The organism is Bacillota bacterium (genome assembly GCA_012518215.1).
Taxonomy (GTDB): Bacteria; Bacillota; Dethiobacteria; order DTU022; family PWGO01; genus JAAYSV01.
This window is the reverse complement of record JAAYSV010000038.1, coordinates 21885-34216: the sequence shown is the minus strand read 5'-3', so window position 1 is coordinate 34216 and position 12332 is coordinate 21885. Positions and strand designations below refer to the sequence as shown.

Sequence of the window (12332 nt, the reverse complement as noted above, 5' to 3'; positions counted from 1 at the left end):
CAGCGACATAGAGTGAATGGTTGCCATAGCCGGTGAAGGCGAGGAAGCGAAACGGGACTGCCGACGTGATGTGACAGTGTAGTACCTGTCATTCTGAGGGAGCCCTGTTTTTTGGGGCGACCGAAGAATCCCCTCCTCGTACACACCTTACCATCGCCATAAACTGGTTCCTGGGCTTCTGTCTTTTTCCCGTACGGATATGTTGGCGTAAGCGACATAGAGTGAATGGTTGCCATAGCCGGTGAAGGCGAGGAAGCGAAACGGGACTGCCGACGTGATGCGACAGTGTATTACCTGTCAGATTCCACGCTGCGCTTTCCCACCGACCAGGGGCGGCGTCCCTGCAAGCTTTGTATAACAGCATGATGCCTGTGTAATGCAGAACACCTGCTCGGAATGACAGGGAGGGGGAGAGGTCGCCGCAGGCGCTGAAGAATCTTGACCACTCACTTTCTCCTACGAAACAATTGTCTCAATGAGCACATGCCTGATTACCGCCGGGGCATCGGGTTCCGCCAGGGCTATTGCGCCTGCCGACCGGGACAACAACGCCCCCCAAAATACGTTCTGCACATTGACAAGCACACCGATATGCTTTAAGATGTTTCAATGCCATAGCAGAGTGAAATATAGCCGATCACCCGCCAGAATCCGGCGGCAACTGAAACAGAATCTCTGCATACTGCATGATCAGTACAGCTTCCATGATGTCATTGATCGGGTAAAGTCATAACAGGCCAATCGAGCATTGGCAATATAACCGGGAGGCGGCTGACGATGAAATCAACAGAAAAAGCTGACCCGGCCATTGTGGTTACCGACCTGCAGAAAACATACCGCGGCGGGATCGAAGCCGTCAAAAAGATCTCCTTCCGGATCGAACGCGGGGAGATCTTCGGCTTTCTGGGGCCCAATGGAGCCGGCAAATCGACAACGATCATGATGTTGACAACGCTGATCAGCCCCACAGGCGGCAGTGCCGTCGTGAACGGGCTCGATATTGTCAAGGATTCCTACCGCGTGCGCACCCAGTTGGGGTATGTTTCTCAAGAGCTGGCCGTGGACGACAATCTGACCGGGTATGAGAACCTGGTTCTGCAGGCACGGTTTTACCATATCCCCGGATCACAGGTTGCCAGCCGTATCAACGAGGTGCTGAAGCTGGTGGGCCTGGGCGACCGTGCCCGTGATCGCGTGGAATTTTATTCGGGCGGAATGCGGAAACGGCTGGATATCGCCTGCGGCCTGATCCACCGCCCCAGCGTACTTTTTCTGGACGAGCCCACCCTGGGCCTGGATATCCAGACGCGTCACGAGATCTGGCACTATATCGAGCGGCTGCGCAATGAAAACGCGATGACCATCTTTCTGACGACCCATTACATGGACGAGGCCGATGCTCTCTGTGACCGCATTGCCATCATTGACCGCGGCGTGATCAAGGCCATCGACACACCCGGAACCTTGAAAGACCAGCTTGGCGGCGATGTGATCTTCTTCCGTCTGGCCGATGCTCCCCAGACGGCAGCCGCATCCACACTGGCGGCACTGCAAGCGCTGCCAGATGTCAAGGAAATTTCGCAGCGCAGCAAGGAGGAGCATATTGTTGTGGCCCGGAACGGTGATTTTCTTCTGCCGCAGATTTTCGAGGTGGCCCAGGACAACGGGGTGAAGATTGAATCTGTCACCCTCAAGAGACCCACGCTGGATGATGTTTATCTGTCCCATACCGGCAGGGGGCTGCGTGACGAGGCAGGGGGAAACAGGGAGGCAGTTTACAAACAGATGTTTGCCATGAGGAGGGCACGCAGATGAAGGCGGAAACAGAAATCAACAAAACCGGAAATATTGCGGCCGGGCTGCGGCTTGGCGATATCTACTGGGTATGCTGGCGCGAGCTGAAAAAATTTTTCGGCCAGAAAGCCCGTATTCTGATGACGGTGATCCAACCGTTGATCTGGCTTCTCTTCATGGGCAATGCTCTGACCGGATTGACCAGCAATCCGTTTGCGGCAAAAATGATCGGCGTCGATAATTACCTGGTCTTCATGACCCCGGGGATCATGGTCATGACTTCCCTTTTTGGCAGCATCTTCGGCGGGATGAGTGTGGTCTGGGATCGGCGTTTCGGGTACCTGAACAAGATGCTGGCCGCCCCCATTTCCCGGGCAGCGATCCCCATGGGCAAGATGCTGGCCGCCGCTATTCAAAGCATAATGCAAGTGACCATTATTGCCATCATTGCCATGTTTCTCGGCGTCCGCATTGCCAGCGGGCCCATCGGTTTTCTCCTGATCGTGGTCATCGTTTTTCTTTTCAGCTTCGGGGTCTCCGGCATTTCGTTGTCGCTGGGGGCGGTAATACATTCCCACGAAACCCTCATGGTCCTCGTCAATTTCCTGACCATGCCCCTGATGTTTGCCAGCAATGCCATGTTCCCGGTGGAGGCGATGCCGGATTGGTTGCAGGCCATTGCCCGCTGGAACCCGCTTTCCTATGCGGTGGGGCCACTGCGCGAGCTTGTCGGGATTGGGCTCTGGTCGGCTTCGATCGGAAAGGGGATCCTGGCCATGCTGATCTTCGCCGCCGTGATGTCACTGGTGGCCGCTCGCCAGTTCCGCCGTTCCATCGCCTGATCCCGCTTCGGGTTCCGTTCCATTCAATCGGGTTGCCTGTTGCAGGCCATGTGACCCCGATTTTGCCGTCCCGCTTCTGTCGGTACAGCCCCATGGGTCGAGGGACGGCAGGCAGCCGCTACCCTATCGGTAGAGAAGATTGCTTTTTACCCCCGTTGCCGTCTCGATGTCGGCGATTTCCTCGGCAGAAAGGGCGGACAGGTCGCCTTTTTCCTTCAGGTTCTCTATTCCCTTGAGCACAGCATCGAAACGCCGCTTGCTGACCTTGTTGTTGAAAGCAAAGATGAGGCAGATCGAGAGCAAGATGATGGGTATCAGGATGAACATCCATTTCACACCGGCAACCACGGCCATCCCGGCGTAGGCGGAATGATCAAATTCGGCAGCGGAGCTTCGCAGAAGATTGTACTGGTTCTGGTCAAAACCAAGCATATTCAACCCCACCCCCAGAATGAATATGGCCACACCGCTGGCAACTTTTCTCAAAAACGTGGTCATGCCGCTGTACAGTCCTTCCCTCCTCTTGCCCGTAACGATCTCGTCAAGATCAAAGATGTCCGTCAACATGGTCCAGGTGACAAGATTTCCGGCCGATGCGCCCACGGCGATCAGGACGGCGAAGAGTATCAGCACCGGGATGGGGGTGCTCCTGTTCACAAAGATGAACAGGATCGCGGTGATTATCCAGATGGGGAAGCCTACAAAGAGAGGAAAGACCTTGCCCTTTTTTCTGGCGAGCCGGCCTTGCAGCCCCAGAAGGACCAGCTGTGAAACGAGCAGGGTGCCGATGAGAAGCTCGTAGTGGTTGTATTTCAGGATGACCAGGTCGACGTAAAAGATGAATATGGCCAGCACAAGATCAATGGCAATCTGGTAGGTCAGGAAGATACCGAGGAAATTGCGGTAGGGCTTGCATCCAAAAACGGAGAAGGAGTCAAACAGGGTTATTTTCTCCGGTTCGGGAAGATCCTCCCGTTCTTTTGTGCCCAGAAAAGTGGAGAGCCAGCATGCACCGAAGATGACGGCAAAGATGGCTGCCATCACCAGGTAGCCGTTTTTCTGGGCGGGGCCGTTGATTTCTCCCCCGACGCTCTTGATGATGAGGCTGGGAACCACGGCGCAGACAAGGGCTGCCCCGCCGGACATGACCATCCTGACAAGCATGAACGAGGTTCTTTCATCATAATCGGAGGTCATGTCGGAGAGGATGGCGTTGTAGGGAACCATGACGATGGTAAGAGCGGTGCCGAAAAATATATATGCAAATCCATGGTAGATCACCCTGGCGGTCTCGCCCTCGATGCCGAAAGAATGGAAGAGCATCACAAAGGAAAGCATCACGGGCAGTATACCTATGAGAAAATATAGCCGCCTTCTTCCGAACCGCGAACGGGTCCTGTCAGAGATCCTGCCGACGAGGGGGTCAGTTATCGCGTCCCAGATCTTGCCAATGAGGATGATCGTGGTCACAAAAACAACGGGTATGTTCTCTACCAGCACGAGATAATTCATGTAGAGCAGGCTGAATATCAGCAGAGCACCCCCCCCGTATATGTCCCCGCTCCCGTAACTCAATTTGGTTTTCAGGTCCTTCATGATATACCTCCTTTGTGGCTGTGCATCGATCCCGGGATCACTTTTTTCAAACTGCGTCACCCGGAAAGGAATTTTCTTACCTCCCCAACATCGGGAATCGAAGTCTGCGCGCCTTTTCTGGTTACCGCCAGGGCAGCGGAAGCGGCGGCCCATTCCACGGCCTCGTCGATATTGCTCCCCTCCGCCAGCGAGACGGCCAGTGCGCCGGAGAAGACATCCCCCGCCGCCGTGGTATCCACCGCCTCGACCTTGAAGGCCGGCCTGTGCACGATACTATCCCCGCAATTGTAAACGACGCCCTTGTCCCCCAGGGTCACCGCCACCTGCATCACTCCACGGCCATGCAGGAGCGCCGCGGCACGCCCGGCATCGTCGATCGAATCGATGGGAAAACCCACCAACATGGCAGTTTCACTTTCATTGGGGGTCAAGATATCGATTCTCGAAAGCAGTTCCTCGCCGAGCGGTGCTGCCGGAGCAGGATCCAGAAATACCGGCACGCCCGATCGTGCGGCGATATCAACGGCATATTCGACCGTTCCCGAAGGAATTTCAAGCTGGAGCATCAACAGATTGCTTTTTTCCATGACGTATCTGTATCTGTCCAGTCTTTCCGTGTTCAGATGCAGATTCGCACCCTGGTCAACGATGATGAAGTTATCACCATCTTTACCCACGACGATCACGGCTACCCCCGTATGCCCCTCGTGGATGATGCTGACACTGTCCGTTTCCACGCCGGCGCTTTCGAGGTTGCCCAGGAGTTCACACCCGTAAGGGTCATCACCGACACAGCCGACCATGCTGACGTCTCCGCCCAGGCGGGCAGCAGCGACGGCCTGATTGGCCCCCTTTCCCCCGGGGACGGTCATGAAACCGCTTCCGAGGATCGTCTCCCCGACAAGGGGAATTCTTGGCGTGGATATTGCCATATCCATGTTGAGGCTTCCAACCACACAGATTCTGTTCATCAATGCAACGCCTCCGTTCCGGCGTGAAAATATGGCGATGAGCGGCCAAAAAGCAAAGCTGGCCGTTTTCAGCAGAAGTTATTTTTCTGCACTCGATGCCGATGCGCCGTTCAACGCCCGATGCGCATCCCCTCCGCCAGGATGAGTTCCATCTCCCCGCGGTTCTTCTCCGGAGAATAGTAACAATCCAGCATGCGTTCATAGGGCAGATTGTTTATTCTTTCATTCATGATCTCCAGCACACGGATATTGATCTCCATGGCTTTGCGGATCGGCATCCTCTCGGGATTGATGTCGATGCCAATATATTCCCTGAAACCGGCCATCTTGAGGGCCAGCAACCCCGCTTCGGCCTGATCCCATTCGACAACGCCGACATTGAGGTCCTGGTCATAATTGCCGAGCGGTTGACTGTTGAAGTGGGGGTGGGACATGCGTCCTTCCCGGCATATACGAGCGAATGCACAGGGAGTGTCCTCGTAGCCCATACGGATATGCCCGATTTCCGGCTGCATGCCGACGAGGCAGTAGCCCTGCTCGAGCAGCCTGCGGTTCACCGGGTTGGAAAGGCGCGCCTCCACATCCCGGGCAAGGATCAGCCCGTCGGAGATGGTGCGATAGATGTTGTTCGGTATCGGTTCGTAGGGTTTGGTTTCAATGCGCACCATGACCCCCGGCACCTCGTCCATGGCATCGGCAAGGGCACCCTCGAAATTCTCCCACATCTGGTAATACAAATGGCCATACGGGTATGTGTATCCGTCTATCCCCGGCCAAAGTCCGCAGGCATCGGCATCCGCCTCCTTGACCAGGCGCAGAACCCGGATGAGTTTCTCCGTGGCACGGTCGCGGTAACGGGCGACGGGATTGGACAATGTCCCGAATTCATATTCCCGGTTGTAAAAAGTATGCGGGCCGATCCCCGAGATACGGATACCGGTGTCCTTCTCCAGCTGTTTGTAGAGATGCAGATTGTCTTCGTTGATTTCCGGGCCGTAATGGGCTTCCAGGCCCCTGACCCCTATCTCCGCCATCTCCCCGATCATCTTGATGCGTTCCGGAATGCTCACCTCCGCGCCGTAAGGCTCATGAAAGCGTCCTCCCGATGGCGTCAGGCTCCAGACCCCCACCGTCGGCTTGATTTCGAGGCGGAATTCCTGCAGGTGACGCAGCATCTCCTCCCGGTTCAAAAATTTTTTCTGATATTGCAAATTTTGCAGTCCCATATCATTCTCCTTTCCCGATTCTCATTTTCCATCGATGGGTTGCTGCGTTCCTTCCCGATTGGCAGCATGCCGTATCATGTCCAGACCGGCCATCCCGGCAAGCGCTTCAAAGCCGGTTAGCATGCCGGAAGCACCCATGTGGCCGATGCATACCGCCCCGGCGGCATTGCCAATTTTTGCACAATCATCCACGGAAAACCCGCGTACATGGGCGGCGATAAACCCGGAAACAAAAGCATCTCCGGCTCCCGTGGTGTCCACAACGGCGGTTTCATGCGCGGGAAATATTTTTTTCTCCCCTGCATGTGACAACAGGGATCCCTCGCCCCCCAGCTTTATGGCCACGGTCCCGGGGCCCCGATCGTGAAAGAAATCCGCCGCCTTTTTCATGTTCCTTCTGCCGGAAAGGGCCGCGGCTTCGCGCCTGCTGGGCATGAAAAAATCCACGTGGCGCAGGGAAGGCGCCAGTGTATACATGTTCCGCTTGCAGGGGTTCGCCGTAACATCCAGGACAATCTGCATCCCGGCCCGATCCGCCCGCTCGAACAGGCGGGCCATTCCCTCCCCGTCCAGACCCGGCAGATCAAATGCGCTTCCGACATACAGGATATCGTGTTCATGGAGGATGGAATCGGGGATGTCCCCCTCGGCCAGATTGTGGCAGGCCCCCTTGCAGGAAACAAAATTTCTTTCCCCGTTTTCTCGTATGAGCACCGCACTGGTGGAAGTTGCTTCATCCGTCAACAGAAGATGGGAGGCGTCCACGCCGGAAGATCTGATCCCGCCCAGCAGCCACCTGCCCGGCTCGTCGGTGCCGATCCTGCCGACGAGGCTGGTTTTCACCCCCAGGGTGGCCAGATTGACAGCCACATTGTGGGCATCGCCGCCGCCACTCATTTTGATCGATTCGGCGGTGGAGGTGTCCACGCGCAACGTCCTGTGCGAAACGGGTTTGATCAAGATGTCACATACAATCAGCCCGCAGCAGAGTACCCTCACTGTTCGATCACGTTCCTTTCGTTTTTCCCGCGCCCTGGATGTTATGCCCTCCTTCCATGCGGCAAAAGGCGGGGGGGAAAGGGGGCCAAGGTTCTCCTCCGGATGGCATGGCTGCAACGGATCCATGCAAAACTTTGGCAAGTTCTTTCATCTGTTTCTTCTTGATCTAGCCAATCAGAGCATTGCCGTCCGGTTCCGTGAGCATCCTGTCCATCACCACCGCATAGGAGGAGGATTCAAAAATATCTTCAACGGGGTTCAACACTATCTCGACGTCATTTCTGTTGAAAAGCCTGCACCCCTGAAAAACACTGCTCACGACCATGTGGAAATATTTCCGCGCCATGCGCATCCACTTGCACTCGATAACGATGAGCGAAGGATCGTACATGTTGATGATATTGATGATGCACGCGGCCAGGTATCTGACTGCTACCTGAAAGGCATGGTCTGCAGCCGCATCGCCATCCGCAGCTTTCCGCGCAAGATCAAGTATGAATTTATTTTCCAGGGAGCGCCTGCCGAGGACGTTGCCAACCTCCGCATCTTCCAGGGACATCTTTTTCAGGTTGCGGGCATAGTTGCGGATGATGGCATCGTGAGAAGCATAAACTTCCGTACATCCGCGGTTGCCGCAGTTGCAGGGTGGGCCGTCCGGGTCAAGCGAGATATGCCCGACCTCTCCCGCCAGTCCATGGGAACCATGGTAAACCCGGTTGTCCAGGATCACTCCCGCACCGATCCCCTCGTCGATGGCAAGATAAACCATGTTGGGAACATCTCCCCTGTCCTCCGCCTGTGCGGACAACCTCAGGTGCCTCAGATGCGCATAGGTATCTCTTTCCACAAATACGGGCATCCCCAGCTCTTTTTCCAGCATTTCCTTCAGGGGAACATTGCGCCACCGGGGCATATTGGTGAGATTGTAGACAATGCCGTTCCGGCAATCCACACGCCCGGGAACCGCCATGCCGACCCCGAGGATATCTTCCCTGTTTCCGGTGGAGCCGGAGGTGATTTTCCTGATTGCTGCAACGATGCGGGAGAGATCCCGCTCGATCTGCTCCCCTGCATGCAGGGGGAGGACGATGCCTTCCGCCATCTTCCGACCGCATAGATCAAAGATGTCCACGGTAGCCTGCTCGATCTGCAGGGTTACACCCACGATCGTCTTCGATTTGCAGTTGATATTGTAGAGAAGCGCCTTTCTGCCGCCCTTTGAATCCTGCAACCCCTTCTGAACAACGATGTTGCGGCGTTCCAATTCGGCCACCAGGGTATTGACCGTCATACCGGTGAGCCCCACCATTCTGGCTATTTCCGGACGTGATAGATACGGGTTCCCCAGGACAACTTCTATTATTTTCAGCAAATTTTTCTTGCGCATCATGGCGGTGCTGTTCATTTTACTTTCCATTTCGCTCTCCCACCGAATGTCCTCCGATTATACGCTTTTCAAACCGGCGATAAATATGCCATACCGGCCAAGATACAATTTTTCGCCGTCAAGCCGGGCCTCGTAACTCAACAATTCTTCGACCCTCTTCGATCCGTGTAACAGCGCGCATTTTCCGGGTGCCGCCGTGAAATTGAGGAGGACAAGAATTTCTTCCTTCTCATCCCGACGCAGATAACCGAGCAGGCCCTCCGGCAATCCCCGGAGGAATATCAGTTTTCCCCCGCCGAGGGCGCTGTGTTTCTTCCGAAGCCAGATCAACTTCCGGTACCAGTTCAGGAGCGATCCGGGATCATTTTCCTGGGCCTGCACATTGCATTCCCGGTAATCGGGGTTGACGGGAAGCCAGGGTTTCGCCCCGGAGAAACCGGCATGCAAGCCATCGTTCCACTGGACAGGGGTTCGTGCCCAATCCCGTCCGTAGAAGGGCCAATAACGGATACCGACAGGGTCCATCAGATCCTTCTTTTTCATGAAGTAGCTTTTCATGCCGATCTCCTCTCCCATGTAGAGAAAAGGGGTACCGCGTATCGTCAGCAAGAAAGCCGCGGCCACCCTGGCCCGTTCCGTGGCCCATCTCCCCTGCCCAAGGGAAAAACGGGTGATATGGCGGGGTATATCGTGGTTGGAAAAAAAATAACATGGCCACCCCCTGTCGGCAACGAGTTCCTCCCACCTTTCAACCTTTTTTTGAAACGCGGAAGCCCTGAAGGGCGAAAATGCAGCGGAAAAATTGAAAACCATGTGAGGCCCGTCCCGGTCCTCGCCGTAGTAGCGTACAGCTTCCTCGGGATCAAAGTTGTATACCTCGGCGACAAGCATCCTGTCCGGGTATCTGTCCGCAACGAGACGCATTTTCTTCCCGACCTCCACGCTTTCGGGCAGATCCTTGTCGTAAAGATGCTTCTGCATGTCGTAGGGGCGGATACCGATGCAATACGGATTGCTGCGGAAATATTTGTCCTTGTATGGATAATTGAGCACATCGATACGAAAGCCATCGACGCCTTTCTGGAACCAGAAATCGAGGACGTCGAGGATTTCGCGCTCCACCTCGGGATTGCGCCAGTTCAAATCCGGCTGCTCGGGCAAGGAATTATGGTAGTAAAACTGTCCAGTTTTTTTGTCCCAGTCCCAGGCCCGCCCGCCGAAGGCGCCGAGCCAGTTGTTGGGGTATTTCCTGTTCGGGGGCGCATCCTGCCAGATGTACCAATCCCGCCTGGGATTGTCACGCGATGAACGGGATTCGATGAACCAGGGATGCAGATGGGAGGTTACACTGGGCACGATGTCCATGATGATACGGATGTTGCGTTTGTGAGCCTCCCGAAGGAGCTCTTCAAAATCCGCCATCGTGCCGTACTGCGGATCTATGCCGCGAAAATCCATGATGTCGTAGCCGAAGTCGTACTGGGGTGATGGATATACAGGATTCAACCATATGGCGTCAATACCGAGGGATCTTTCCGTACCGTCGTTCAGATAATCAAGTTTGCTGATGATGCCCCGGATATCCCCGACCCCGTCATCACCCGAATCAAGAAAACTGCGCGGATAGATCTGATAAATAACCGCTTCCTTCCACCAGGGTTCTTTCATGGTTTCCACCCCTTCATCCTTATTTTTTTACCCGAAATTTCTGCCTGTTCTCGGAAGGTTATTAAAATACTTTTATAAAGTTTCTTAGTTATACTCTATATTTGCCTTCCCGAAATGTCAAGTTGGTCAAGCGAGGTATGTGTGCCGCTGCAACATTGCCGGAAAAATTTATCCGGCGGCCAGGCGGGCGGACGTTCTGCCTTGAATTGGAGGTGCCATCATCCTGCCGGGACTGCCCACCCTGCCTTGACGGTGCCCGCAGATGCCAGGCCACAGTAAAGAGCAAGAAGGCAGGCGGAGAACGGGGGGGAACAAAAAGGGGAAGAGTTGCAAGGTGCGAATGATATTGCCCCCGAATACTCCGGCACTGCCCCGTTACGAAACAAACTTGCTTATGGCGGTGGCAAAATCAGTGAAAATCTTTGCCACGAATGGTCCTGGAAGTTGGCTCCAGGCCTTGTTTGCGCAGCACCCGCCTGCGCCATTCGTAAAAAATAAACCCCATGATCAGCCAGACGATAAAAAGATAGCAGAAGATGATGCCGATGGGCTTGGACCATAGATCGACCAGCAACATACCGATGGCCAGGATGGTCAGCAGTATCCCCAGGGCCGGTACCGAATACAGCCAGAAACCCTTCAATTTGAAGGGGCTGTCCGCATAAGCTTCGGGTGCACGGCGCGGCAGCAGTATGGCCGCACCCATAACCGGCAGAAAGATGATCATCCCCCCGATGGAGCCGAGGGCGCTGAATGCTTCCAGGTACTCTTCACCGAAAATGATGATCGATCCGCAGGTAATGACGTAGATCATGAGCAAGAACCAGTGCGGGGTTCCAAAACGGCGGTTCACTGCAGTGAGGGCACGCGGAAAAAGACCGTCCGCCGCCATCACCAGGAGCGACTTGGTGCCCCACATGAAACCGGCGTTGAGCGTGGTGATGATCGCCAGCATTCCGCCGCCGAAAACAAAGAAATTGAACATGGGTTTGTTCATGAAAGCGGCAGCCGCCACCGTGAGCGGTTCTCCGGCTGTAGCCGTCCACGGCAACACCCCTGCCGCCGTGATTGCAACCAGCAAGTAGAGCAGGGCAACCGTGGGGATGGAGATCATGAACGCCCGCGGAATAACCCGCCCGGGCTGCTTTATCTCACCGCCGAGCTCGATAATCGCATTTGCCCCGAGGTGAGTAAAGGTAAGCAGGCAGGTAGCAACCAGAAGGCCATAGGCCCCATGGGGTAAAAACGGGGTGAAGTTGGCCGGATCGATATGGGGAAAGCCGATCAGGCCGAACAGAAGAAGGGAGAGGAGCAATATTGCCACGAATATGGCCTGCAAGACAGCCGCTGCGGTGATGCCAAACAGATTTACCAGCAGCAAGATGGTCATGATCGCCACCGCCGTTGGAACGGCAGGCAGTTCGAAAACAGCCTGAAGATATCGCGCCCCGCTGAGGGCCCAGAGGGGAAAAGCACCCACCAGTGTACCGCCCATGAACCCCCATACGCCAAGGAAGGCCGCCCGCGGCGAGAAAAGGCGGCTGGCATACTTGTAATTGCCCCCGGTGGTGGGCAGGGCGGAACCGAGCATGGCCAGCGGAAGCATCATGAAAATAACGGGAATGGCGGCCAGAAGATAAGCCAGGGGCACCGATGGCCCGGTGTGGCCGGTGGCCATGCCGGTCATGACAAATATCCCCGCCCCGATAGTTTGACCGATAGCTATGGCAACCACTTCCCATAAACCAAGTACCCGTTTCAATCCGAATTCACTTTTTCCTGTCATCACTATTCCCCCTTTTCTGCAGTCACTCCGCCGCCTTTGTTTCCGGTATTGTTTCTACATCCC

10 protein-coding genes are annotated in these 12332 nt (G+C 55.3%); 3 read left to right on the top strand and 7 right to left on the bottom strand.

Features of this window, described 5'->3' with window-relative positions:
* Positions 1-225 precede the first annotated feature (225 nt).
* The 3 genes from GX364_05740 to GX364_05730 all read left to right on the top strand — a co-directional run bounded on the left by GX364_05740 (position 226) and on the right by GX364_05730 (position 2636).
* Entirely contained in the window at positions 226-366 is a 141-nt protein-coding gene (locus GX364_05740) for a hypothetical protein (protein ID NLI70343.1), read from the top strand.
* Between the two features lie 411 nt (positions 367-777).
* Positions 778-1815 carry an ATP-binding cassette domain-containing protein gene (locus GX364_05735; GenBank protein NLI70342.1) on the top strand — a complete coding sequence of 346 codons (1038 nt, stop codon included), beginning with the start codon at positions 778-780 and terminating at the stop codon, positions 1813-1815.
* Between the two features lie 44 nt (positions 1816-1859).
* Positions 1860-2636, top strand: a complete 777-nt coding sequence (locus tag GX364_05730) for an ABC transporter permease (protein NLI70341.1) — start codon at positions 1860-1862, stop codon at positions 2634-2636.
* 123 nt (positions 2637-2759) lie between these two features.
* On the opposite strand, the gene GX364_05725 is transcribed toward GX364_05730, so the two are convergent.
* From GX364_05725 to GX364_05695, 7 genes are all read right to left on the bottom strand, one after another.
* A complete protein-coding gene (locus GX364_05725; protein NLI70340.1) occupies positions 2760-4232 on the bottom strand; it encodes an MFS transporter in 1473 nt (490 codons plus the stop codon).
* A 56-nt stretch (positions 4233-4288) separates the two neighbouring features.
* Positions 4289-5203 carry a ribokinase gene (gene rbsK / locus GX364_05720; protein ID NLI70339.1) on the bottom strand — a complete coding sequence of 305 codons (915 nt, stop codon included), beginning with the start codon at positions 5201-5203 and terminating at the stop codon, positions 4289-4291.
* Positions 5204-5313: 110 nt separating this feature from the next.
* The gene (locus tag GX364_05715) at positions 5314-6429 is read right to left on the bottom strand and encodes a xylose isomerase (protein ID NLI70338.1); all 1116 of its coding nucleotides are present in this window, start codon (positions 6427-6429) and stop codon (positions 5314-5316) included.
* 21 nt (positions 6430-6450) lie between these two features.
* Complete coding sequence (locus GX364_05710; protein NLI70337.1) at positions 6451-7569, bottom strand: carbohydrate kinase family protein; 1119 nt, start codon at positions 7567-7569, stop codon at positions 6451-6453.
* A 25-nt stretch (positions 7570-7594) separates the two neighbouring features.
* Positions 7595-8845, bottom strand: a complete 1251-nt coding sequence (locus GX364_05705) for an ROK family transcriptional regulator (protein NLI70336.1) — start codon at positions 8843-8845, stop codon at positions 7595-7597.
* Between the two features lie 27 nt (positions 8846-8872).
* Positions 8873-10483, bottom strand: coding sequence for an alpha-glucosidase (locus GX364_05700; GenBank protein ID NLI70335.1), 1611 nt, complete (start codon positions 10481-10483; stop codon positions 8873-8875).
* Between the two features lie 409 nt (positions 10484-10892).
* On the bottom strand, positions 10893-12269 hold the full coding sequence (locus GX364_05695; GenBank protein NLI70334.1) for an amino acid permease: 1377 nt from the start codon (positions 12267-12269) through the stop codon (positions 10893-10895).
* Positions 12270-12332: the final 63 nt, after the last annotated feature.